This is a genomic window from Streptomyces sp. A 4/2 (genome assembly GCF_940670765.1).
Classification (GTDB): Bacteria; Actinomycetota; Actinomycetes; order Streptomycetales; family Streptomycetaceae; genus Streptomyces.
The window spans coordinates 104,099-126,237 of sequence record NZ_CALNVW010000008.1; the positions used below are offsets into that span (position 1 = coordinate 104,099).

The 22,139-nt window shown below is 68.7% G+C and carries 23 protein-coding genes and 1 pseudogene; 14 read left to right on the top strand and 10 right to left on the bottom strand.

Annotated elements, in window-relative coordinates; translation table 11 throughout:
* Position 1: 1 nt before the first annotated feature.
* Positions 2-451: a very short patch repair endonuclease gene (locus NBY69_RS05705; RefSeq protein ID WP_284347859.1), complete on the top strand. Its 450-nt coding sequence runs from the start codon at positions 2-4 to the stop codon at positions 449-451.
* On the opposite strand, the gene NBY69_RS05710 is transcribed toward NBY69_RS05705, so the two are convergent.
* Complete coding sequence (locus tag NBY69_RS05710) at positions 386-1,528, bottom strand: DNA cytosine methyltransferase (RefSeq protein WP_250298637.1); 1,143 nt, start codon at positions 1,526-1,528, stop codon at positions 386-388. The genes NBY69_RS05705 and NBY69_RS05710 overlap by 66 nt on opposite strands.
* A gap of 76 nt (positions 1,529-1,604) precedes the next feature.
* On the opposite strand from NBY69_RS05710, the gene NBY69_RS05715 reads away from it, so the two are divergent.
* A complete protein-coding gene (locus tag NBY69_RS05715) occupies positions 1,605-2,423 on the top strand; it encodes an HNH endonuclease (protein ID WP_308409468.1) in 819 nt (272 codons plus the stop codon).
* 43 nt (positions 2,424-2,466) lie between these two features.
* On the opposite strand, the gene NBY69_RS05720 is transcribed toward NBY69_RS05715, so the two are convergent.
* Positions 2,467-3,003, bottom strand: a complete 537-nt coding sequence (locus tag NBY69_RS05720) for an ATP-binding protein (protein WP_308409469.1) — start codon at positions 3,001-3,003, stop codon at positions 2,467-2,469.
* A gap of 308 nt (positions 3,004-3,311) precedes the next feature.
* On the opposite strand from NBY69_RS05720, the gene NBY69_RS05725 reads away from it, so the two are divergent.
* The 9 genes from NBY69_RS05725 to NBY69_RS05765 all read left to right on the top strand — a co-directional run bounded on the left by NBY69_RS05725 (position 3,312) and on the right by NBY69_RS05765 (position 10,916).
* The gene (locus NBY69_RS05725) at positions 3,312-4,157 is read left to right on the top strand and encodes a helix-turn-helix transcriptional regulator (RefSeq protein WP_250298639.1); all 846 of its coding nucleotides are present in this window, start codon (positions 3,312-3,314) and stop codon (positions 4,155-4,157) included.
* The gene (locus NBY69_RS05730) at positions 4,157-4,363 is read left to right on the top strand and encodes a DUF397 domain-containing protein (RefSeq protein WP_250298640.1); all 207 of its coding nucleotides are present in this window, start codon (positions 4,157-4,159) and stop codon (positions 4,361-4,363) included. Before NBY69_RS05725 ends, NBY69_RS05730 begins: the two co-directional genes overlap by 1 nt.
* 139 nt (positions 4,364-4,502) lie before the next feature.
* On the top strand, positions 4,503-6,152 hold the full coding sequence (locus tag NBY69_RS05735; protein WP_250298641.1) for a hypothetical protein: 1,650 nt from the start codon (positions 4,503-4,505) through the stop codon (positions 6,150-6,152).
* On the top strand, positions 6,149-6,670 hold the full coding sequence (locus NBY69_RS05740) for a hypothetical protein (RefSeq protein ID WP_250298642.1): 522 nt from the start codon (positions 6,149-6,151) through the stop codon (positions 6,668-6,670). The genes NBY69_RS05735 and NBY69_RS05740 overlap by 4 nt, the downstream gene beginning before the upstream one ends.
* A gap of 16 nt (positions 6,671-6,686) precedes the next feature.
* The gene (locus NBY69_RS05745) at positions 6,687-7,199 is read left to right on the top strand and encodes a nucleoside deaminase (RefSeq protein ID WP_250298643.1); all 513 of its coding nucleotides are present in this window, start codon (positions 6,687-6,689) and stop codon (positions 7,197-7,199) included.
* Positions 7,200-7,269: 70 nt separating this feature from the next.
* The gene (locus NBY69_RS37305; protein ID WP_266643003.1) at positions 7,270-7,467 is read left to right on the top strand and encodes a DUF397 domain-containing protein; all 198 of its coding nucleotides are present in this window, start codon (positions 7,270-7,272) and stop codon (positions 7,465-7,467) included.
* A gap of 288 nt (positions 7,468-7,755) precedes the next feature.
* Positions 7,756-9,597, top strand: a complete 1,842-nt coding sequence (locus NBY69_RS05755; protein WP_250298644.1) for a hypothetical protein — start codon at positions 7,756-7,758, stop codon at positions 9,595-9,597.
* A 275-nt stretch (positions 9,598-9,872) separates the two neighbouring features.
* Complete coding sequence (locus NBY69_RS05760) at positions 9,873-10,382, top strand: GNAT family N-acetyltransferase (RefSeq protein WP_250298645.1); 510 nt, start codon at positions 9,873-9,875, stop codon at positions 10,380-10,382.
* A gap of 201 nt (positions 10,383-10,583) precedes the next feature.
* Positions 10,584-10,916, top strand: a complete 333-nt coding sequence (locus tag NBY69_RS05765; protein ID WP_250298646.1) for a putative quinol monooxygenase — start codon at positions 10,584-10,586, stop codon at positions 10,914-10,916.
* Positions 10,917-11,051: 135 nt separating this feature from the next.
* Here the strand turns inward: NBY69_RS05765 and NBY69_RS05770 are convergent, their stop codons facing one another.
* Together NBY69_RS05770 and NBY69_RS05775 are read right to left on the bottom strand one after the other, a co-directional pair.
* Positions 11,052-12,041 carry a GNAT family N-acetyltransferase gene (locus NBY69_RS05770; RefSeq protein ID WP_250298647.1) on the bottom strand — a complete coding sequence of 330 codons (990 nt, stop codon included), beginning with the start codon at positions 12,039-12,041 and terminating at the stop codon, positions 11,052-11,054.
* A gap of 22 nt (positions 12,042-12,063) precedes the next feature.
* Complete coding sequence (locus tag NBY69_RS05775) at positions 12,064-13,452, bottom strand: lanthionine synthetase LanC family protein (protein ID WP_250298648.1); 1,389 nt, start codon at positions 13,450-13,452, stop codon at positions 12,064-12,066.
* Between the two features lie 214 nt (positions 13,453-13,666).
* Here NBY69_RS05775 and NBY69_RS05780 point away from each other — a divergent pair, with 214 nt between their 5' ends.
* Positions 13,667-14,545 (top strand): hypothetical protein, encoded by an 879-nt coding sequence (locus NBY69_RS05780; RefSeq protein ID WP_250298649.1) that lies wholly within the window; start codon positions 13,667-13,669, stop codon positions 14,543-14,545.
* A 35-nt stretch (positions 14,546-14,580) separates the two neighbouring features.
* Here NBY69_RS05780 and NBY69_RS05785 read toward each other — a convergent pair whose 3' ends face one another.
* From NBY69_RS05785 to NBY69_RS05795, 3 genes are all read right to left on the bottom strand, one after another.
* The gene (locus NBY69_RS05785) at positions 14,581-15,579 is read right to left on the bottom strand and encodes a helix-turn-helix domain-containing protein (RefSeq protein WP_250298650.1); all 999 of its coding nucleotides are present in this window, start codon (positions 15,577-15,579) and stop codon (positions 14,581-14,583) included.
* Positions 15,580-15,848: 269 nt separating this feature from the next.
* Positions 15,849-18,266, bottom strand: coding sequence for a tetratricopeptide repeat protein (locus NBY69_RS05790; protein WP_250298651.1), 2,418 nt, complete (start codon positions 18,264-18,266; stop codon positions 15,849-15,851).
* 180 nt (positions 18,267-18,446) lie between these two features.
* A complete protein-coding gene (locus tag NBY69_RS05795) occupies positions 18,447-18,968 on the bottom strand; it encodes a DUF4232 domain-containing protein (RefSeq protein WP_250298652.1) in 522 nt (173 codons plus the stop codon).
* Positions 18,969-19,213: 245 nt separating this feature from the next.
* Here NBY69_RS05795 and NBY69_RS05800 point away from each other — a divergent pair, with 245 nt between their 5' ends.
* The gene (locus NBY69_RS05800) at positions 19,214-19,471 is read left to right on the top strand and encodes a hypothetical protein (RefSeq protein ID WP_250298653.1); all 258 of its coding nucleotides are present in this window, start codon (positions 19,214-19,216) and stop codon (positions 19,469-19,471) included.
* A 39-nt stretch (positions 19,472-19,510) separates the two neighbouring features.
* Here the strand turns inward: NBY69_RS05800 and NBY69_RS05805 are convergent, their stop codons facing one another.
* Positions 19,511-20,413: a phosphotransferase gene (locus NBY69_RS05805; RefSeq protein WP_250298654.1), complete on the bottom strand. Its 903-nt coding sequence runs from the start codon at positions 20,411-20,413 to the stop codon at positions 19,511-19,513.
* A complete protein-coding gene (locus NBY69_RS05810; protein WP_250298655.1) occupies positions 20,397-20,783 on the bottom strand; it encodes a helix-turn-helix domain-containing protein in 387 nt (128 codons plus the stop codon). Before NBY69_RS05810 ends, NBY69_RS05805 begins: the two co-directional genes overlap by 17 nt.
* 315 nt (positions 20,784-21,098) lie before the next feature.
* Between NBY69_RS05810 and NBY69_RS05815 the strand changes: the two genes are divergently transcribed.
* Positions 21,099-21,722 carry an NAD(P)-dependent oxidoreductase gene (locus tag NBY69_RS05815; RefSeq protein WP_250298656.1) on the top strand — a complete coding sequence of 208 codons (624 nt, stop codon included), beginning with the start codon at positions 21,099-21,101 and terminating at the stop codon, positions 21,720-21,722.
* 140 nt (positions 21,723-21,862) lie between these two features.
* Here the strand turns inward: NBY69_RS05815 and NBY69_RS05820 are convergent.
* Positions 21,863-22,139, bottom strand: a pseudogene (locus tag NBY69_RS05820) (beta-N-acetylhexosaminidase); the annotation flags it as partial.

The window sequence follows — 22,139 nt, forward strand, 5'->3', positions numbered from 1 at the left end:
TATGTCGAATGATTGGCAGCCCCCAGAGGGATCCTGGGCATCTTCAGCTGCACGACGCAGGAATATGCAAGCAATCCGAAGCCGCGATACGCAGCCTGAACGGCTCATTCGCCGACTCGTGCACGCACAGGGGCTCCGCTACAGAGTCTCAGCCAAGCCACTGCCCGACCTTCGCCGGACAGCGGACATGGTGTTCCGTCCAGCGAAGGTCGCGGTCTTCATCGACGGCTGCTACTGGCATGGCTGCCCCGAGCACTACGTGCCGCCAAAAACCAACTCCGGCTACTGGTCGGACAAAGTAGCTGGGAACATGGCCCGTGACCGGGACACCGACCACCAACTCACCGCAGCAGGCTGGACCGTACTCCGATTCTGGGAACACGAATCACCTGACGCCTGCGCTCTCAAGATCGCTGCGACGGTCAGCAGGCTTCATCCTGGCAGGAGTTGAAGGAACCGACACCTCGAAGAGTGTCCCCCTCTTCGAGCCTGCTTCCAGGGCCGCAATAATCTGTTCCCCTACCGCTTGTGCAACCGGCGGAGGGAAAGCGTTGCCGACCTGGCGGTAGGCCGCAGTCTTCCGGCCGGCGAACTCCCACTCGTCAGGGAACCCCTGGATGGTCGCCGCCTGGCGCACGGTGAGCTTCGGGCCTGCGGCAGCGAAGAGATCGCGGTCCGCATCCGTCATTTCGAGGGGGTCGTTCGCGACACCAAGGCCACATACACCCAGTTCGCCCCATGCCTTCTTCGCCCTGGTCGGGCCAAGATCAGCCCCACCGTGCTTCTTCGAGCCACCCACCAGAGTCGGCGCTACACCCTTCGACGCCTTGACGAACCAGCCCTGGAACGTCTCTTCAGCTCGGGGGTCGTCCACGGCATCAAACCGGGATTTCATCGAATCCTTCAGCGCCTTGCCAACCGTCACGACAGGGCGCTCCGCAGGCTCCGCCCACAAGAAGTGCTGCGCATACTCCTTCTTCATCGCAACCAGGATTGCGCGCGGCCGGAGCTGCGGTACGCCATAGCTTTTTGCTTCCAGGACTTCCCAATAGCACTTCACGTACCCCATGGATTCCAGGTCCCTGAGGATACGGTCGCGGTAGCCCTGGAACTTCTGGTCGAGCAGACCGCGAACGTTCTCGATCATCACGGCCTTGGGCTGAAGTTCGTCCACTAGCTTGAGCATGTAGGGGAACAGGTCCCGCTCGTCATCTTCGCCCAGCTGTTTTCCCGCAACTGAGAACGGCGGGCACGGCACGCCTCCCGCCAGGAGACCCAGGTCCCCCTTGTTCAGCTTCAGGCGCTTCCTCAGCTCAGGAGGCTCAAGCTTCGTAAGGTCCTCTTTCATGACCTCACAGCCGTCCCACTCCGAGTTGCCAACCACGTTCTTCTGGAGAGTGGCGCACGCGTGTGGATCGATCTCGATCAGCGCGAGGTGCCTGAACAGAGCGTTATGGAGGCCAACAGCCTGCCCTCCTGCCCCGGCGCAGATCTCAACCGAGGTGAACTTCCTCTCAGTGCTGGTCATGCACCCTCCTTACGAACTTGCACGGCGGACGCTGTGTGCACTCCGCCCTCACAGAGGGTGACAGACCCCACTGACAATGCTGATTCTCATAGTGTGCGGCACGCCCTCTCATGCTCAGGACAACACCCACGCCACGGTGAACACCTCTACGATATTGCCCGTGCGTAGCCCTGACTGGACCTGGGACGAGTTGCTGCTGATCTGTTCGCGCGTCGTCAACAACGACTGGCGCCAGCTCAGGGCGTATCAACGGCCGACGCAGGATCTTGCAGAGCTGCTGCGTTCGCTGCCCCTCCATGGGGACGCTGCAAGCGAGGTCCCCGAATTCCGCTCGGCGGCCAGCATCAGCCGCAAGAGTGCGGATCTCCTCACAAGTCGGCCGGACTACACCGGCCCCGCCACCAGAGGCGGAAAGCTGACCAAACTGGTCACCGAGGCGTTTATCGAACGCGAAGCAGAGATGCTTCTCGCCGCCCAGGCCATCGAAGACGGAATCGCGTCTGGTGAACTCGTACTCATCCCCGAGCAGCCGGACGAAGTCGCCGAAGACGGCATGCCCGCCACCGAGGGACGTCTCCTCGCCCGTTGGGCGATCTCCCGCGAACGGAACCCTGGCCTGCGTAAGCGAAAGATCGCCCAGGCGCTCAAAGCCGGGCAGCCTCTCCAGTGCGAAGTGTGCGGATTCCACTTCGGCCAGAGGTATGGGGGTCTTGGCGAGGGCTACATCGAGGTGCACCACGTACTCCCCCTCCACATCTCAGGCCCCCGCGAAACGAGGCTGGAAGATCTCGCTTTCCTCTGCGCGAACTGCCACCGCATGTGCCACAGAGGCCACCGCGGCGCATCGTGGCGTACACCCTCGGCTCTGCGGGCGGAGATGGGCGAGGGCCGCTGAGGCCAGCCGCCTCGCGTAGCCCACTCCCGCCATATCGTCCGCATCAGGCTGCCTCCGCCTCGAAGTGCATCTGGGCCCGGTCCAAGATCGCATCCGGGTCACCGCCCTGCGCAGCGAGCCAGTGGAGCAGGTCCGCGATGAGGTCGGTCGCTGACTCCTCAAGGACGGACCGGTGGCCGCTGCCGGCCAGCACCGGCATCCCAGCCATGCGTCCGTAACCGTCGAGGAGCGCCGCCGCCCGCTGAATCCGGCGGCACTTCTGATCCGCGCCAACCGCCATCTCGCACCAGACCGCCTTGCCCGTGGCCGTGGCGACGGTGCCCCACTCCGCGAAGAGGCCGGCCAGCAGGTGAAGCCCGCGACCGCACTCGTCGTCACACTGAGCTTCCTTCTGAACAGGCACCACCGGGCTCGTGTCGTGCAGCTCCACGCGCAGGCGGCCGTCTCCGGACTCCATCACGAGAGTCGCGGGCGCGCCCTGGCCCACGTGCTTGATCACGTTCGTCGCGAGTTCAGTGACCGCCAGTTGAATTTCGTCCGCCAGGCCGGGCAGTCCCCAGCCGGAGAGCTGATCGCGCACAACCCTTCTCAGCGACCGGAGTTCAGCCGGCTCCGCCTCGAACGGCAGAACACAGCGGAGTCGGGGTCCAGTGACTTCGTAGCCAGACATGGCTGCACTCCCTCCCGCGCCACATCAGCCCTGCACCAGTCGTATCCGTACGACTGCGCTGCGTAGCGCTACGGCAGTGAGTATGGCACTAAGAAATCTCGCTGTGTAACTTCTCACGGGACTCTTCCGGGTGAATCCGGTAGTTCGTGAACTTCACGGCCGCATAGCCTGGCCACCGGTCAGAGCAACTGACCGGCCTGTAGCGAAGGGTTACTTCCATGTCAGCTGGGGCCACCACGAGGCGTCGCCAACTCGGCGCCATGATGCGCAAGTTGCGCGCCCGGAAGGGCATGACACTGGAGGAGGCAGGCCGCCTGGTTGACGTCTCGAAGGCCACCATCAGCCGGTATGAAACCCAGCAAGGGCCCGTGAAGTGGCCCGTCGTGGACGCGCTGTGCCGCGAGTACGGGGCGAGTGAGGCCGAACGCCGAGCGCTCGTCTCCATCGCCAAGGACGCCAAGCGGCAGGGATGGTGGAGCACCTTCTCGGACTCCATCCCGGAGACGATGAATCTGCTGCTCACCCTTGAAGACGAAGCGGTGCGCGAGGACCACTTCAACTGCTTGTACGTGCCGGGCCTGCTGCAGACCCGCAGCTACACAGAGGCCGTACAGAACGCATCCGAGATGCGGCTGCCGCCGGAAGAGACCAAGCGGCTCGTAGACATCCGCATGAAACGCCAGGAGATCCTCGCCCGGGACAAGCCACTGCATCTCTGGGCCATCCTCGACGAGTCGGTGATCCGCCGTGTCGTCGGCTCGCGTGACGTCATGCGGGAGCAGCTCGACCATCTGCTTCAGGCCAACCAGTCCCCGGACATCACACTCCAGGTACTCCCGTTCTCCAAGGGCGCGCACTCCGCTGCGATGGGAAGCTTCGTGATCCTTGGCGGCGCGGAACCCAGCCTGGATGTCGTCTACGTCGACATCCATCTCGGCTCACTCTTCATGGAGAAGGACGAAGAACTGGACCGGTACCGACTTGCGTTCGACTACCTGCGCGCGCAAGCGTTGGACATGTCTGCCTCGTCAGCCATGATCGAACGCGTCCGTGAGGAAATCTGATGCAGAGCCGCCCGGCTATACCAAACAGCTCCTGGTGCAAGTCCTCGTACAGCGGGGCCAACACGAGTGAGTGCCTCGAAGCCGCTGCAGTGCCCTCCGGGACAGCGATCCGGGACAGCAAGGACCCACTAGGCCCGCAACTCGCCTTCGGGAACTCCGCGTGGACCGGCTTCATCACCGCCTTGCGATCTGGCCGAATCGACTGAGGTCACTTGGCAACCCCTGTGCTCGCTGGAACAGTTGGCCCTCAGCGGAGCATCAGGGGGCGCACGCGGCATGGGTCACTTACGACGGCAGGCTGCGCTTCTCGTCTGTTCGCTCGGGCTCGTCGGACTCGCATGGGGCGTGCCAGCCGACAAGGACACGGTTGTCGATGCCACCCAGTTCTCCGTGGCCTTCTTCGCGACGCTGCTCACCGGCGAAGCCGTGATCTTCGCGCTCACGTTCTCCGCCGAGAGCTCCTGGCCGTCCCTCCACGCCATCGACAGCCACATCGCCTTCCGCGAGTGGGTGTTCATCGGCTGGGTCGCCGCGATGTTCACGGGCTGCGGTCTGCTCTGGAAGAACGAGATCAGTGCGACCTACGGCGCGCTGCTCTTCCTCCTCGCGAATATCTTCGGGGTCTTCTCCTTCATTCAGCTGTTCGGCCTGGCCAGCGTTGGAGGCCGAAACCGCCTGCTGACAGCCACCCTCACACGCGGCCTCGTTGAACTGCGCAACCAGGAAATCAGCTTCGACGAGCAGCTGAGCAACGATCCCCTGATTGCCGCGTATCTCGGCACACTCGACCAGATCATCAGCCGCAACGATCCCAGCGGCATCCGGAATCTCGTCGGCCAGCTCATCGCAGCCCGCGTCCCTGCTCCCGCGAATGAGAACTCCGTCGCCCTCCACCTCGAAGTGCTGCACCGGCTGTGCCGGGCAGCACTCGTACGCGGGGCGGACCCCGTCGTTGTCACCGGCAGTGCGGAGTCCCTCGTCAGGTCCATCCTCGTCCAGGCGCGTGATCTGCCGGATCCGGCTGCGGTACTCGGGGCGACCAGCCGCTACCTGGCCTGGCTCGGCAGTACCTCGATGCTCATGTCCGTACGCGGTATCGCTTCCAGCAGGGCCGCGCGGGAACTCGTCGCCATGTCGGTCGAGTGCCGACTGCGCATCCTCCTGTGCGTCGACCCGGATCCGAAGACCGTCGACGACCCGGACGACGTCGCCTCGGTTCTGACCGACCCGGTCGGCGTACTGCTCTGGGTGCGGGACTACAGCGAGTTCCACGGCGCCCATCAGGCCAACGCCTTCTACGGCGTGTTCCAGTTCCTCACCGGCCGGAAGTTCATGGGGAATTACTGGGACGGTGCGTCAGTCCTCAGCCAGATGCGAGGCGCCCTGTACGGCGCGGCCGATCCCGCTTCCGGCGAAGCACCGGATGCTGCTCGGGAAGCCTTCGGTTCGGTCGTCGGCTTCGACCGTTTCTGGTGTCTCGCCTCGGTGGGCGCCATTGCCACCTTCCGAGATGCCCGACTCGTCCACCCGCCCGAGCTCATCCGCCCGGAGTTCACACCGGATCCACAGCTGTTGGGTGCCTACCTGCGCACCTTCGCTACGCACCGCTGGTTCACGACGGCTGCGCAGGCCCGCAAAGAGCTGCTCGTCCTCATGGCACGCGCGGATGAGCCCGGTTCACCGTGGCGACAGGTACGCGAGCGCACGGATCGGATTCCTCTTCCCAGCCCTTCGCCACGCGCCGAGCCCGAGAAGCGGCTGGCCGCCATGGTGCTCGCCATCGCCTGCCGCCTGGCACCTCTCGCCTCCGGCGATCCAGCTACCGAGCTCCGGGCCTTCCTTGCCGGGCTGCCCACGCCCGTACTGAAGTCGACCGCGGCTCTCGCCGCGCGCGTACTCCCCGTACCAGTCGGCATCACCGACCGGACAGAGACAGTTGTCGTGGGACTCCAGGTTCTTCAGTTGGTGGGCGCGCAGGACCCGGTGCTCTCATGAATGCTGAACTCTGGCTACAGCGCACGGCCCGGCTGACGGACCCCGCTATCGAACGGGCGGTCATCGTCCAATGTGACGTCAATTGGCTACGGCCCCAGCGCATGGACCTCCGCAACGAGATCGACCAGGCGGTCCTCACGGCTCAGCTGAGGCGCGGTGCATCGCTGCGAATCACCCGAGTAGTTCTGCACAACCTCCCCGCGTCCTCCGGTCGAGCGCCCGATTCCGACGCCGTACGGAGAGCATTCGACGAGTGGAACTACCGGCTCGCCGCTACGGGCGCACTGTTCTCAGGCCCGGCGGCCCAGGTACACCGCTTGATCATCCCGGGCGATCAGGCGGTGGTGTCCGTCCCGGATATGGTCGAACTGTTGGAGGATGGCCGGTGGTCCAACCCGCAGAACGCGGTACTCGCCTTGCGCACGATCGGCGCTGACGGCGCCAGCACACCCCTGACTGGTTACGACGTGGATCTCGAAGGGCCCTTCAGCGACGGGGACCCCTCGGTCCACATGTGAGATGAGGGAGATTCGGTTGCCTTTCGCCCCGGAGAACTCAGAGGACCGTACGTTCCTGGAACAGGCCGTAGCCATCTCGCGGAAGGCCCTGACCGACGAGGGCAAGACGCCCTTCGGCGCGATCGTCGTCATCGGCGGCAAAACGGTAGGTACGGGGACCAGTTCCGTCATGGAGCTCAACGACCCGACCGCGCACGCGGAGGTCATGGCATTGCGTTCAGCGGGCAGTGCGCTCGGCCGTCATCTCATGGAGGACGGTGTCATGTATTCCAGCAGTGAACCCTGCCCCATGTGCCTGGTCGCCTGCTACTGGGCACGGATCTCACGCCTCGTGTACGCAGCCAACAGCCATGATGTCGGCGTCAATGGCTTCGAAGACCTGCAGTTCTACCGCGAGCTGTCGCTGCCGAACAAGGACCGGACTCTTCTGTCAGAGGTCCCGGTTGAGGGCGATCTGCGCGAGCAGGCATCCGGGGCGCTCGCTGAGTGGTCGGGTCAGTTGCCCTTCCCTGTCGTGCCCAAGCTCTGAGCGTTCAGCGAACGCCACGGCCTCCGCCGCCTCCTCGCGTCGGACGGCGCCGCAACTACAGGGGGCGTTGATGAAAGGGCAGTTCCATCCCCGCTGGTTCAAGTCGACCTACAGCGGGGGCAGCGGCACGGAGTGTGTCGCATGCCTGCTCATGCGCGATGGCGCGCTGGTACGGGATTCGAAGCAGCCAAACGCTGCGCTGCTGACCGTCAGTGGAGCTGCGTGGGCGCAGTTTGCAGGAGCCGTACGAGTCGGTCGGCTCGGCTGAGTCGCTGGCGGTTCCACGCTTGCCGCGCCTCAACGGTCAGACGGCTTCCCCGCTTGCTGTCGCCCGGGGACGCACCGTCATCCACACGCGGCGTGTGGGGGTATAGCGCGACCGGGGCCGCTGAGGTAAAGATGCTCCAACACGGTACACGCCGGACCGGGGGAGCGATACAGGGTGCGGACTGGGGAGTTATCGGCGGGCGAGTCACCGCCGCAGGCGGCAGGTTCCGATGTCACACGACAACTCTGCACGGCGCTCTATGCGCACTCGGCCCATGTCGCCGACCCCATGCGGTTGAGCGAGGCGCGGCTGCTCCGGCTCGTCAAGGACGTGCTGCGCGACCCGGCGCGCTCGGTCCCCTCGTACGGCTTCGATCTGATACCGGTGCTCACGCACGGAGTGCGCGTCCGTCGGCGGCAGCTGCTTCGCCGGGGTGTAGTAGTGGCGGTGGTCGGCTTGGTCGTGGCCTGGGCACCAAGCTCGGCCCTGACATGGCTGGGTGCGCTCGGCGTCGCATGGGTGCTGGGCCCGTCCGGGACGGGCTGGGCGCTGTTACCGCTGGTCGGCTACTGGCTGTTCACCCTCGTCGCGATGCAGAAACACAACAACTTCTACGAGCTGTGGGCACACAGCGCCCAGCTCCCTTTCGTGCTGGCAGCCGCCGTAGCCCTCGTGTATGTCGTAGACGAGGCGGTCGCCCGGTCGGCGCGAAAACGGGCGAGCCGATACGGCGGCGCCCGAGAGCGGCTGCCTTTCGCCAGGCCATGGGTCCGCAGACACCTGGCTTCGGTAGACGCCCGGCAATACGGCACCGCGCTGCCGTACGACGTTCAGGGTCGTTTCATCGGCGCGGGCCGGATAGTCCGGGGCGCGGCGGAAATCCGCGTGCCGTTGCGGCCCCGGCAGCCCGAACGGCCCGTCGTGGCAATGCGCGAGACAGAGCTGCTGGAAAGCATCGGGGCCGCGCTGACCACTGTCGGCCACGGTGAGAGCAGGCCCGGCGACCTCACGGAGACCGCTCCGCTGCCCGGCTTCTCGGTAGCCCGAGTGCTGGCCCTGCCGGCCGACCTGTGGCTGGCGCGTAACCGGAGCGAGGCCGGAACGTCGGAGATGACGGGCGGGCTGGGTCGGCCGGAGCGGCCGTATCTGCGGGCGCAGTGCGTGAGCTGGCAGGGGCAGTTGGTGGTGAGCCTCTTCGCGCACGTGGCACTCCAGGCCGGTGAATTGCGACTCACACTGCGACCACAGGTGATGGCACCACTGCTGCCGCTGCCCGAACCGGCCAGTCGCGCGGTGTTCGAGGGCCTGCGCGGTGCGGCGGGGCCGTGGCTGACGCTGTGGCGGCGGATCCGGAAGACACCGGCGCAGGAGACGGATCCAGCCGGGCCTGACACCCCACTGAGCCTGCGCGATGACCTGTCCCTGCCCGAGATTTCCGACCTGCACCAGAGGGGCGACGCCGAACGCCACGTCGAGCTGATGCAGACGGCCGTCCTCAGCGCTGTGGAGGCCCTGCTCGAACACCACGGCTTCGCGACGGAGGCGTTCTCCGACCGGCACACGGTGATCAACAGCATTCACGTGCTGGGCGACAACAATGCGGGGATCCAGCTCGCGGGTGGTGTGACGCTGACGCAGGTGGCGCAGACTGCGCCCACGGCACCCGACCCCGCCTCGACCGAAGGAGTGTTCATGAACCCAGGATTACCGCACCGGACCCCGGATCCCGAGCCCGCACGGACCCCGGATCCCGAGCCCGCACAGGCCCCCGGGTCCGGCATCAACATCGGCCGCGACAACACCGGCACCGCGCAAATCGCCGACGGCCACGTCCTGTCCCACGTCACTCAGACCGGCACCGGCCAGAGTGGCGTTCCGCTTGACTCCGTCGCCGCCCTCCTGACGGCGTTCCGTGCGGACATCAACCGCAATGCGGAATTGCTGGCGGACCCGGAGGCCCTGCGAGATGAGACGACGGTGCTGGCGGGCGTCCTGACGGACCCGGAGAGTGACGGCTTCCGCCCTGCTCTGCGCATGGCTGCCCGTTCCCTGCCCGCGCTGGTCGCCGGAACGGCCGTCCAGCACACGGGCGAGGCACTGGTCACGGCGATCAGAGGGCTACTGGGCTGAGCCTGCTGCACGGTGGTGCCGTCCCGGTGGTGCCGTGAGCGTGGCCCGCATGCCATCGATGACGACAAAGCCGTACGCCACATCGCCGCCCCGGGACCGTATTTCCTCAAGCCCGAACAAGGGTCCGGCTGCCCCGCCGCCGGACCATCCCCATCGGTCAACTGCGCCCACTCCGACCGGTTCCGCCCCCGCGCATCCCGCAGGCCAGGACCGCCCTCCACCGTGGTCGACTTCGCTGACGAAATTCGCTTGATCCGCCTGATTACCTTCCTCGTATGACCACTACGACATCTACGCCGACTACACCCGCTGCACCGACCACGCCGTTCCGGCTGGCTGAGATCACTGCCGCCAACTTCGATGACGCGATCGGTCTGAAGGTCCGTGCCGATCAGGAGCACCTGGTCGCGCCGGTCGTGAAGTCGCTCGCCGAGGCGTACGTACACCCGGGCGTCGCCTGGCCCCGGCTCATCCTCGACGGTGACCGGCCCGTCGGTTTCCTCATGGCGTTCCTCGACATCGACTTCGCGGGCGACGGCACCGGCACCGACATCCGCTCGGGTCTGTGGCGGCTCAACATCGCGGCCGGGGAGCAAGGGCGCGGCTGTGGGCGCTTCGCGGTGGAGGCCGTGGCGGCGGAGATCCGGCGTCGTGGGGGCAGCCGTCTGACCGCCAGCTGGCATCCGGGCGGGGACGGGCCCGAGGGCTTCTACCTGGGGCTCGGGTTCCGGCTGACGGGAGAGACGAGTGGGGATGAGACCGTCGGGGAGCTGTTCTTGGAGTAGGAGTGCCGGGCTCGGAGTAGGAGTGCCGGGCTCGGAGTCGGGCTGAAGGCCGGGCCGTCCCTGCGAGGTGGCCCGTGGGGCTGCGGCAGAGGGCGGGGCAGTCCCCCCGGCGTTATCGTGGGATCGCGGTCCGGGCAGGTGCGTCGGCAGCACGGCCTCCGCCGACCGTCCACCCCCCTCATCTACATCTCAGGAATATCCATGATCTTCATCACCGCCAAGTTCCGTGTCCTGCCCGAGTACGCGGACGCGTGGCCCGACATCACTCGCGAGTTCACCCAGGGCACCCGCGCCGAGCCCGGGTGCCTGTGGTTCGACTGGTCCCGCAGTGTCGAGGACCCCACCGAGTACGTGCTGGTCGAGGCCTTCCGCGACGGCGAGGCCGGTGCCGCTCACGTCGGCTCCGACCACTTCATCGCTGCCCAGAGCACTCTGCCGCCCCACCTGGTGGAGACCCCGCGGGTGGTCAACGCGACGATTCCGCAGGAGGACTGGTCCCTTCTGGGGGAGATGGCCGTCCCGGAACGGAACTGAGGCAGACCGCACAGCGGAGCGGCGGGGGCGTGGGCGCAGGCCCCTCGCGTACGGCCGGGCGCAGGCCCCTCGCGTACGGCCGGGCGTGGGCTCCTCGCGTACGGCCGGCGGGCTCCTCGCGTACGGCCGGGCCCGCTATCCGGCGGCGGTCAGGATCTTCCCGTACGTCGTGGAACTGTGCCGGACCGTCATTCCCACCCGTTCGTACAGCGACAGCGCGCCCGTCCCCGAGTGGGTCCACAGCGTGCAGGTGCGCTGTCCCCGGCGGTAGAACGCGCGGAACGACTCCTGGAGCAGTACGCGGGCGATTCCGCGGTTGCGGTGGTCCGCCCGTACCGCGACCCGGTCGATGTAGCCCTCGCCGGATGCCGGGGCGTCCAGGGCCAGTACGGCGCCCGCCATGCGGTCACCGGCGTACGCCACCCACGAGGCCGACAGTACGAACGTGGGCCGGTCGACCGCGAGTTGGGCCCATTCCTCGTACGGCTTCCGGCGCTTCTGCCAGCCCGCGAACGCGTCCTCGGTCAGCTCGTACGCCGCCCGTTCGTCGCCGGGGCGGAACGGTCGTACCTCGATGCCCTCCGGCGGGGCCGGTACCGATGGCTCCGTGGGCAGGGTGATCTCCAGTTGCCACTCGGTGACGAACGGGACGTACCCACGGGAGCGCAGCAGCGTGGCCGCCGCGCCGTCGCTGTCCGGGACCGTCCGGGAGAGGCGTTCGCTGCCGCTCCGGCGGGCCCGGGTCTCGGCCCAGTCGAGGAGTGCGGCGCCGAGGCCCCGGCCCCGGTGGCCGGGGTGGACGTCGACCGTGCTGCGGCGACCGCCGGTCACCCGGGCTCGGGCGGCCAGTTCTCCGGCCGGGCCGTGTACGAGGAGGGTGTCGGCCGCCAGGTCCGGGCCGGGCCGTACGAGTTCCGCCGCGACGGCCTCCGGCCCGGTCTCGGCGCGGCCCAGCAGGTCGCGTTCGCAGGCGGCGACCAGGTGGTGGACGGCGCGGGCATCGGCGGCGGTGGCCGGGCGGCTTCGGTAACCGGTCGGCAGATGCGGAGCCGGGGCTGGGGCGGGAGCGGGAACTGAGGCCGCGGCCGGAGCCGCGGCCTCGGCCGGAGGATCTGTGTCGGTCATGGGTAGACCATGCCCGGTGCCGTCAGTTTTCGCCGCTCCGTGCGACCGCGGCCGGTTGATCGGGCCAGTCGACCGCGTACGCCGCGTCCCGTCCCGTACTGATCCGGGCGAACCGCAGCAGCTCCCGGAGGATTCCGGCGTTGCCCATGGCCCAGCCGTTCCGTGGTTCGAGGACGCTGGGGTTGACGCGGTGCTCGATGTTCGACCAGCGGGCGCCGTGCTCGTCGACCGTCGCCCGGGAGGCGATGTCCGCGACGAGGACGCGCGCGAAGTCCAGCCCGTCCCGCTGTTCGACGGACCGGTCGCAGGCCAGCGCCAGTACCCCGGCCGTACCGCAGCACCGGCCGCTGTTGTCCCAGAAGCCGGGGCGCAGCCGTTCCGGCAGGCCGGAGTGGGTCACGGTGTGCCAGCAGCGGTCCGCGAGCGCCGACCAGGACGGGTCCTGGAGTACGGAGCCGAGCAGCCGGAACGTCTGGGCGTCGCCGGCCGGGCCGTGGCACCAGCCGTAGCTGTAGCGCTCGATGATGTCCGGCTTGTGCTGCGGGTCGGAGTGCGGGACCAGGAATCCTTCGGCGTCCGCTTCGTTGCGGGCGACCACGTCCGAGGCGCCGGCCACCGCGAGTTCGACCAGGTCGGGCCGGTTCGCGGCCCGGCCCACCGCGGCCAGCGCGTGCACGATGCCCAGCGTGCCGTGCGAGATGTGGTGGAAGCGGGCCGGTGTCCCGGCCCGCACCTCCCAGTGCACGCCGCCCGCCGTGGGTTCGGCGGTACGGAGGTAGGGCGTCACGGCGAGCACGGCCAGCTCGGTGTCGCCGACGGCCAGCGCGCCCAGTGCGATACCGGCGTTGCCACCGATGAGTTCGAACAGGTCGCCCCAGCGGGTCCCGTCGAACCGTTCACGCACCCGCACCAGCGCGCGGTCGGCGGCGGCACCGGCCGCCTTGTCCCCCAACTCGGTGTGGACGGCGTGGAGCGCGACGGCCATCCCGGCCAGGCCCCCGTACAGCGAGCTGGCCTCCCACTCCGCCACCGCGGCCTCGATGGTCCGCGCGGCGCGCAGGGCGGCGTCGCCGTACCGGTCGTCGCCGAAGTGGCGTCGGCCTTCGAGCAGGGCCGGGATGATTCCGGCGGTGCCGCTGTAGAGGTCGAAGTCCAGCTCGTTGTCGCTCGGTGTGTCGGTCCACACCAGGCCGGTGCGGCTTCCGGGGCCGGGGCCGGTGTGCGTACCAGCGCCGGGGCCGGTGCCGATACCACTGCCGGTTCCGGTGCCGGTTTCCTTCGCCGACCGGAGGAGCCACTCCAGAGCCTGCCTGCCCAGGGCCTCGGCTTCCTTCGGTAGTGCTTCCTCTGTGCCTTCTGTGCCCTCTGTGCTCTCTGCGACCTCTGTGCGCTCTGTGCCCTCTGCGACCATGATCCGAGCCTGCCACAGCCCTCCCCAGCCGGAACAGGCGCCGTACGCAGACGAGTTCACCCGATCCGGGACCCGGCTCCGCCGGACCTCGACCTTCTGCCGCTACACGTCGAGCACGGGAACCTTGCCCTTAAGGGACACCTGATGCCCCTTCCGAAGCGCCCTGAGCCAGGGAGAATGGGGGCCAACTCCCCGCCCCGTGGAAGGAACCGCCGTGCACTCCCGTGACACACACCCCGCACACCACCCGGACCAGGCGCTCGGCCGCGCGACGGGCGCACGCCCGCGGGCGCGGACGGGTGGGTCCGGGAACCCCCTGCAGACCTTGCACAACTCCGCGGGGAACGCGGCGGTGGCCAGTACCGTGGCCGCCGCGAGGGCAGGTGGGCAGCAGCGCGCGGGGTCCGCGGTGCCGGTGCAGAGGGCGGAAATGCGGAACACGCCCCAGGGTCAGGCGGAGGGCTTCGGCGGCTCCCTCGACAACGACGACCTCCGGCTGCTCGGCGAGACCGCCCACCGGGTCCAGCAGGTCATGGATCAGGCGCGGGCCAAGGACCCGGACAAGGAGGTGATGCTCTTCATCGGCGTCGGCACGGGCAACCCGGCGAGCGCCTGGGGCAACCCCACCAGCGGTGGCACCGGCACGATCACCGATGCGCACCAGCACTCCCCCGGCTTCCTTTCCGATGCGGAAGGGGCGGGCTACACCGTCATCGCTGTCAATTTCAACGTCGGGGGCGGGAAGGACATCTCCGAGTCCGGTGGCGGGGGCCCCGTGGTGAAGCTGAACGTGCCTGCCCGCTTCCCGCTCGACGCGGCGGGACAGGAGAAGGCGAAGGGCGCCCTGGACGCACTCCACGCGTCGGCCGGACAGGCCACCCGCTTCGCCGTCATGAACGCCGTCACCCAGGCCGACTACCAGCCCCTGATCAACCTGGCGAACGCCAAGTCGAAGGGCCAGTCCGCCTACCTGAAGTCGTACATGCAAACCGGTGCGACCAGCTCGTTCTCCCCGATGAACAAGAAGAAGGGGCTGCACACCGACGGCGGCACGTTCGCCTCGATGGGCGAGGTCTTCCCCGCGGACGCGTAAGGGCAGGACGGGGCAGGACAGGGCGACTGACGCCGTCAGCTGGGCTCGGGCGCCGGCCGGCCGCCGCGCAGGAGCGCGCGGAGGTGGCCCACACGGTCGGGCACCAGGTCGGCCGCCAGGGGCGCCGGAGCAGGGTCGGCCAGGCTGCGATCCCCCGTACGTACGACCCCGGCGCACTCCCCGCAGATTCCCGTGGTCTGGCCGGACGGCAGCGGGTCGCGGCAGTCCGCGCACTCCGCCGGGGGCGCGGCCGGGGCCGCTGCGTCGCGGCTGGTCCGGTGGGCCGGAAGCTTGCGCTCAAGTCGCGCGGCCAGGAAGGACTTCGGCGCGTGGACGACCGGGGGCAGGCCGTCCGCCAGCAGGGAACGGGTCTCCAGTTCGGTGACGCCCCGGTCCAGCCACCGGGCCGCCATGGGGGCCAGGGTCAGCGAGTCGGCGGCGCTCAGTGCGAGCTTGGGTTCGTGGACGCCGAGGCGGGCGAGTAACGCGGCGGCGCGGGCGAGGAGTTCGGGCTTCTGGGCATCGGCCCCCGCCCCCGCTTCTACCGGTCCCGGTCCCGGCTCGCGCGCCGGATCCGGCTCCTTGGGGGAGGGTTCTTTCTCCTGGTTCTTTTCCCCTTCGGGGGACGCTCCCGCCTTCCCGCCTGCTGCCCGGCCGGTTCCCGGCCGCACGGACGTCGGGCTCCCGGTCGGCGTCCCGGTCGGCGGGCCCTCCGCACCGTCCGCCCTATCCGCACCTGGCGGGCTCTCGTACACGTACGTCTCGGTACGGAGTCGGCCCGTCGTCTCGTCCCGGTGGGTCCGGCGTACGTAGTACCCGTACTGGATCAGCTCGTCCAGGGCCTGGGCCACACCCCGGCGGCCCAGTCGGGGGTTGCGGTCGGCCAGCGTGCGTACGTCCTCCCGGGCGCCGTCGGGCAGCGAGAGGAGGTGGCAGAGGATGCCCCGGGCCGTGAAGCTGAGTCTGCGGTCCCGTAGGACGGAGTTGGCCAGGACGGTGAAATGGCGCGCGTGGGCGCTATTGTGGATGCGCATCGAAGTCCTTCGCTTGCTCTTCGGTGTCGGACCCCGGGGTGTTTGGTGCACCGCCGGGGTCAACTACGTGTGGTTTGCGTGATCTGAGCGTATCCGGGCGTCCTTTTCAACTGTCAAGCCGAGTACTGCACTTGCACGCCTTTGACGGGATGCGATCGATCTGGCGCTGCACCTGGCTGGTCAAGTGGCGCTATCTGGCAGCCCGATGCGGCGTACCTGACATAGCTGGCATACCTACTTCCCTACCTGGCATACCTACTCCGCATCGGTCACGCCCTCGCACTCGCCTCCACCTCAGCGGTCTCCAACACCTCACACAGGCGGCCGACCTGCCCCTCGTCCAACGCCAGCAGTTGCTGTATTTCGCGCAAGTCCTGGCGCACGGTACGGATCCGCACCTCCTCGGGGTCACTCGCCAGCAGTTCCGTCAGCCGCACCTCCGTCGATTCCCAACGGGACTGCGCGCATGCGGCAATCAGGAGATTGCCACGGGCGCGCGCAGCGGAAATGGGGGAACCCCCTGTCTGTTCGGTGAATAATTCCTGGGCACGCAGCCAATGGGCGTGCTCCTCCGACCTTCCTGCCATGTGGCACACAACGGCCAGTTCCAGGGCGTACCAGCCGTCGGAAGGGTCGAGTTGAGCCGCACGGGAATAGTCGGCGATCGCCTCTTCATACCGTCCAGTAGAGCGATAGATATCCGCCCGATTGACGAGGGCCCACAAGTAACCTGGATAGATCGCGAGCGAGCACGTCAAATCAGCCAAGGCTTCTTCGCGCCGCTCAAGTTCCCCATAGATCCGCCCACGGATCGCGAAGGCCCAGCTGTCATCGGGGTCGATCTCGATCGCGCGAGTGAAATTGGTGAGCGCCTCTTCATAGCGCCCCACCAGGCGGTAGATCTCCCCGCTGCCGGCCCAGGCCCGCCCAAGTCCCGGATCCAGTTCCAGGGCAGTGCCGCAGTCCGCCAGCGCGCGGCCGTACTGCTTGGCCTTGCGGTGCTCGCGGGCGCGGACCGTGTGCGCGAGAGCTCTGTCTTTCGTGCCCAGTTCCGTACGGGCCAGGAGCAAGGTGAGGACGGCAGTGAGCACACCGGTGCTCTCCTCGGCATCCGCGATGCTCTCCAACTGGCGGCCCAGCATGGCGAGCGAATCGGCTCCGGCGTCCCCTCCTACCCGGACAAGCAGCTGACTCCAGCGGTTCATCTCCGCCGTGCCAGGAATGCAGGACCACACCGTCTGGCCCAAGGCAGCAGGCAGCGCCTCCCGAGGATCGGCGCAGAGGCGGTGATACATCTCGTTGAGGTGGTGCTCCCACCAACCGGCGTCCCACAAGCATGCCCTTTCCCTACGGAGGACACGTTCGACTGCCAGTCTCCGGCTCCTGAACACGTCGGCCAGTCGCAGATGTTGCTCCCGCCAGCGGATCGGTGACTGCTTCCGCTGCAGGCGCAGCATCTGCGTACGTACGACATCGTGGTACCGGCACCTGCCCGCCTCACCGCTGATGAACGGCAGGCCCTGGAGCCAGGCGTACTCCTCGCCCGTACCGCCGCCGCTGTCTCCCTCCCCCACCGCCACCCGGTACACGTCCTCGTCCAGCCGCAGCGGCAGCGCACACGCCAGCGCCGCCGCCCGCCGCTGCGGGTCGCTCTCCCATTTCAGGAAGCGTTCCACGGCGGTGTCGGACGGGTCGCCGACCGCCGTCGGCTCGTGCGGGTTCTTCTGCGCGAGCATGTCGACGAGGACCGGAAGCCTGCCGGACAGATCGAGGATCGCGTCGATGACCTCGTCCTCGGTGACGCCACGGGTCGCCAGCAGCCTCCTGGCCTCCTCATCGGTGAACACGTCCAGCGGGATCTCGGCCACCAGGTCCAGCCAGTCGCCCCACACCCGGGCGTTGAGCCTGCCCTGGCCTGCGGCCACGGCCACCGTGTTGAGCGGCAGCGAACCGTACCGGTCCGTCATCAGGATGTCGCGCAGCCAGGTGTCGAGCACGGGCGCGGTCCGTTCGTACGTATCGAAGAACAGCGCCACCCACGGCCTGCGCTCCCCCGCCTGGGCCAGCCCCTCCAGGAAGGGCGGGGTCAGCATCCGTACGGGGTCCAGGACCAGTTGCACGTCGTCGTGGCTGCGGAATCGCGCGCTCAGCGAGGCGCGCAGGCGGTCGGTGCGCTGGGCCAGTTGCTGGGGGTCGACCGCGCCGGTGAACGCACCGACGCCGGGCAGCATGCCCAGACCGGTGAGGCCCGCCTGGACGGCGAGGGTGCTGGACAGCGACGCGCCGCCCGAGTCCGTACCGCCGGGGTTCGCCTCCGACTGGAGGGCGGGGGGCGACTCGGCTTCCTGACGGCGCTGCCGGTACGTCGCGAGGAGACGGTCGAAGTCCTTGAACGGCAGTCCCTGAGCCCGGAGTTGGGCACTGACCGACTCCATCACTTCGAGCGCGCTGTGCACTTCGTCCCCGACGGAAGCGATCGCCGCGCCCTTCTCGCGGGCCACGTCCTCCCACTGCCGCACCAGCGTGGTCTTGCCGACGCCCGCGTTGCCGTGGATGTGGAAGAGGAACTGGTACTGGTCGTCCTGCGGGTCCCGCGCGAAGTTGTCCTGGAACGCGGCGATCTCACCGCGCCGGCCGACGAACCCCGTTCGCCTGCGGCGCCTGATGATCTCCTGCCGTGACGGCACCTGTCCCGACACCTCGCGTCACCCCCGTAGCTCGCGGTCTCCCTCATGATGACGACTGCCCCCACCGCACGAGAAGTCAGTCCCCGAAATCTCCCCGGGGACAGCCCTGTGCCGCCGCCCCCGGGAGGGGACGACGGCACAGGTATCACGATGGCGTACCGCTACGGATGCGGCAGCGGATCAGGCGCCGGCCTGCACCGGGCCGATCTGGGTGCCCGCGTCGACGCGGAACGAGCCCTCGGCGAAGGACTGGCCGGGGATCTCCCCACCGGGAGCCATCAGCGTGAACCGGGCCTCGTCGGCCTTGGCACCCTTGCCGGTGCTCGGGACCTGGATGTCGAAGTGGACCGGGTGGCCGGGGCCGAAGGTCACTGCGGTGGTCTGCGTTCCGTAGGACTTCGCGGTGACCCCGTCCCGCGAACCGTTGTTGTAGAACTGCACGCCGCTGGGGGAACCGGCCAGCTTGCAGGACGAGTATCCGGGTGCGGCAGTCAGGGTGACGCGGTAGTGGCTGTGGCCCGCGCTGCTCGCGTCCTGAGCGATCTTCGCGATGTGGTTCGCCGGACGGCAGGAGGACGGCGCACTCGCGGCGGCTGTTCCGGACGCGTGCCCCGTCGTGGATGCCTGCGCGACTCCCACCCCGGCCGCTCCTGCGAGAACAGTGGCGGCAATCGTCACGACGAGCTTGCGAGACTTACCCATGGCCAACTCACTTTCCTTGGTACCGGGTTCGGCTGGTCGAGTCCGAACCCCTTCAGCGGACAGCCTGCCTCGCCGATCCCCGTGGGTTTGTCACAGCGGGGCAACGCGACTGCTACAGAGGAGGGGGCGACCGGTCGGACGTGTCTGCTTGCCCTGCGGACCGACCCACAGACCGCTGGACCGGCCGAACCGAGTCGGACCCGCTTCCGTTTGCCCGGGGGCCGGGCGGGCGACATGCTGGGCCGGTGCCAGGACAGCGTAAGCGCAGGAATCAGCAGCGGGGCGGGCCCCTGCGGGGTGCCGGTGCGGGCCGTTGGGAAGTGGTCTTCGAGACCCAGGACGCGGCGGAGTGGCAGAGCGCGGTGCCGCGCATCCGCGCCGAGCGCGGGCTGACCGACGCGTCGATGCTGCGGGTGGAGACGCTGTGCGGACGCACGGAGCAGCCGACGACGTACCGGCTGAGCGTGTTCGTGCCTTACCCGACGGCGGAGCGGGCGGACTGACGGGCGTGGGGGTCTGCGGTGCGGGGCGGACCAGGTCTGTTACGGCCGCAGCGCCTCCGCGCGTGCCGTCAGCGGGCCGATGAGGAGCGGCAGGCGCCCGGGGACCCTCTCCCGTACGAAGTCCGCCAGCTCCATCGCCGTCAGGGCGAAGCAGTACGCGAGTACGTCCGGTCCCGCCACCCGCTCACCGGCCGCACGGATCAGGTTCCAGGCCGACTCGTCCACCTCGTCCTCCGTGAGCAGCGTCGCGTAGTCGTACGCGCGCGTGCCGCTGCCCAGCGCCTCGATGTCGACGGCGACGGGGCGGCCGTCCGGTGGGACGACAACGTTCGCGAGGCGGAAGTCCCCGTGGACCAGATCGCCGGTCGGGAGTTCGACCTCTCCGTACGCCTGGAGCAGCGCACCGACCGCCGTGATGAAGCGACGGCCGTCGGGTCCGGTGGCGGCCAGCCGGCGGCGTAGCTCGGCGCCCCCGTCGGCCAGCGACTCGTACACGTACCGCGACCAGCAGCGCTCCGGGTCCGGGTCCAGGCCGCGCTGGCTCTCCAGGAGCGGAACGAGCAGTCGCGCCGTGGCGTCGGTCAGCCTGTCGGCCTTGCCCCCGGGTGCGAACTCCTGGATGTGGTACGGGAATCCAGCCTCGGTGACGCCGGTCGCCACCCAGGCCGGAGTCATGTATCCCGCGGCACGCACCTCTGCCACGGCCTGCGCCGCACGCAGCGTCCGGGGCACCAGGCCGGGGTTCGGCGACCACTTCAGGACGGCCCGGCCCGCATCGGAACCGGTCTCGTCGGCTCCGGCCAACAGCCAGGTGTGGGACTGGAATCCGCCGGTGAGTGGGCGATCGAGGCGGAAGCGGGTTCTGTGCTCGCGGTTGGCCCGGGTGAGGATGCTGCGAGCCTCGGTAGGACCACCGGTTGCTTCGTTATCCGGCGCGGTCAAGGCGGTTCGCTTCGTCGTACGACTCCCGGGCGTCGAGCAGTTCGTCCCAGTGTTCCGCTGTCCAGGCGCAGGCGACCGCGATCGTGCGGAGCATGCTGCGGCCCATCGGCGTCAGTTCGTACTCGACGTGCGGGGTGGCCTCGGCGTAGACGGTGCGCTTGACCAGGCCGTCCCGTTCGAGGGCGCGCAGTGACTGGGTCAGGACCTTGGGGGTGACGCGGCTCAGCGGCACGCGCAGTTCCGAGAAGCGGCGCGGGCCGTGTTCGAGGCAGCGGATGACGAGCGCTGCCCACTTGTCGCCGAATCGGATCGGGTTGAGCGAGGACGGGCACAGTTCGTCGAACATGTCGGCGGGTAGCGGTTCCCTCATGGACTCAGCCTAACGACCTCACCCGCGATGGAGAGTGGATCAGCGAGCGGCGTCATGCGGCTTCGCATCCAAGGCGGAGGAGGGAGCGGATGGGGTCTCCCCTGCTCGAGCGGAGCCGAGAGCTCGGGGAAGGAGCCCTCGTGACTGACGACAACGCCGGAGGCGGAGCCGCAGGGCGTCGGGAGCCCGCTCGCTGTCGCGGGTGAGGTCGTAAGGGCTGTCCGGCCGGTATCCCTGTGGTAACCAGGGTCCTCGATAGCGTCCGAGGACTGGCCGGGGTGCTCGAACTCCGGCTCCGGACATGGGGAGTTCGTCGTGAACATTGTGGTCTTCGGTGCCGGGGGCAGGGCCGGGCGGCAGGCCGTCGCGGAGGCGCATCGGCGCGGACACCAGGTCACCGCCGTGGTGCGCGACCCTGCGTGCCACAGCGATCTGACCGGCGCGCGGGTCGTGGCGGGCGACGTCATGGACGCGGCGAGTGTCGAGCAGGTGGCCGCGGGGCATGACGCCGCCGTCAGCGCCGCTGCGGACCTGTCCGTGGCGCCGCACGAGTTCTTCACCGAGTCGTCCCGCGCCCTGGCCACCGGCCTGGCCGGCGCGGGCGTGCACCGTCTCGTGGTGGTCGGGCTCTCATCGGTCATGCCCGGCGCTTCCGGCGCCCTCCTCATGGACGAGCCCGGCTACCCGAACGAGTACCGGTCGTTCGGCCTCGGCCACGCGGCGGGCCTCGACGAGCTGCGGAAGTGTGACCTGGACTGGGCGTACGTGGCCCCGGCGGGCGACTTCGACCACGAGGGCACGCGCACCGGGCGGTACCGGATCGCCGAGCACGGCGACCCGGCCAGCCGGATCACGTACGCGGACCTGGCCATCGCGCTGATCGACGAGGCCGAGACGCCCCGCCACCACCGGGCCGCCGTCAGCGTACGGGAGGCGTGACCGCCGCTGGACGGGTGGCCAGGGGTGGCGGACCCGGTGCGCGGTGGGACGGACGGCGGGCGCGGTGGGACGGACGGCGGGCGCGAGCGTCGGGTGCGGTGGGACGAGCGGCGGGCGCGGTGCCGTCCGTCGGAACGCGGCTACCCGGGGATTTCCCGTGGTGCGTCCCCGACCGAGTCGATCAAGGGGGTGAACTCCGTGTAGACGGCGGCCGGTTTGGGTGAACCCCAGATCTGCTGGGCGAAGGAGCGCAGCCATGGGCCGAGGCTCTCCGACACCTGCTGTTCCGTCTGGAAGTCCGGGTTGTCGCACCAGATCGACAGGTGGCTCCCGGACATCGGCGCGCCGTCGGCCAGCTGTGCGTCGGCCCCGGGGCTGCTCATGAACGTGCGCGGCGTCCAGACGTCGTAGAGGTCC

Coding starts and splice junctions, on each gene's coding strand:
- NBY69_RS05785 (WP_250298650.1), bottom strand. CDS start 15,579: ATGCGCATCCACAATAGCGCCCACGCGCGCCATTTCACCGTCCTGGCC.
- NBY69_RS05760 (WP_250298645.1), top strand. CDS start 9,873: ATGACCACTACGACATCTACGCCGACTACACCCGCTGCACCGACCACG.
- NBY69_RS05795 (WP_250298652.1), bottom strand. CDS start 18,968: ATGGGTAAGTCTCGCAAGCTCGTCGTGACGATTGCCGCCACTGTTCTC.
- NBY69_RS05725 (WP_250298639.1), top strand. CDS start 3,312: ATGTCAGCTGGGGCCACCACGAGGCGTCGCCAACTCGGCGCCATGATG.
- NBY69_RS05765 (WP_250298646.1), top strand. CDS start 10,584: ATGATCTTCATCACCGCCAAGTTCCGTGTCCTGCCCGAGTACGCGGAC.
- NBY69_RS05775 (WP_250298648.1), bottom strand. CDS start 13,452: ATGGTCGCAGAGGGCACAGAGCGCACAGAGGTCGCAGAGAGCACAGAG.
- NBY69_RS37305 (WP_266643003.1), top strand. CDS start 7,270: ATGAAAGGGCAGTTCCATCCCCGCTGGTTCAAGTCGACCTACAGCGGG.
- NBY69_RS05740 (WP_250298642.1), top strand. CDS start 6,149: ATGAATGCTGAACTCTGGCTACAGCGCACGGCCCGGCTGACGGACCCC.
- NBY69_RS05810 (WP_250298655.1), bottom strand. CDS start 20,783: ATGAGGGAACCGCTACCCGCCGACATGTTCGACGAACTGTGCCCGTCC.
- NBY69_RS05705 (WP_284347859.1), top strand. CDS start 2: ATGTCGAATGATTGGCAGCCCCCAGAGGGATCCTGGGCATCTTCAGCT.
- NBY69_RS05755 (WP_250298644.1), top strand. CDS start 7,756: ATGCGGTTGAGCGAGGCGCGGCTGCTCCGGCTCGTCAAGGACGTGCTG.
- NBY69_RS05730 (WP_250298640.1), top strand. CDS start 4,157: ATGCAGAGCCGCCCGGCTATACCAAACAGCTCCTGGTGCAAGTCCTCG.
- NBY69_RS05770 (WP_250298647.1), bottom strand. CDS start 12,041: ATGACCGACACAGATCCTCCGGCCGAGGCCGCGGCTCCGGCCGCGGCC.
- NBY69_RS05715 (WP_308409468.1), top strand. CDS start 1,605: ATGCTGATTCTCATAGTGTGCGGCACGCCCTCTCATGCTCAGGACAAC.
- NBY69_RS05710 (WP_250298637.1), bottom strand. CDS start 1,528: ATGACCAGCACTGAGAGGAAGTTCACCTCGGTTGAGATCTGCGCCGGG.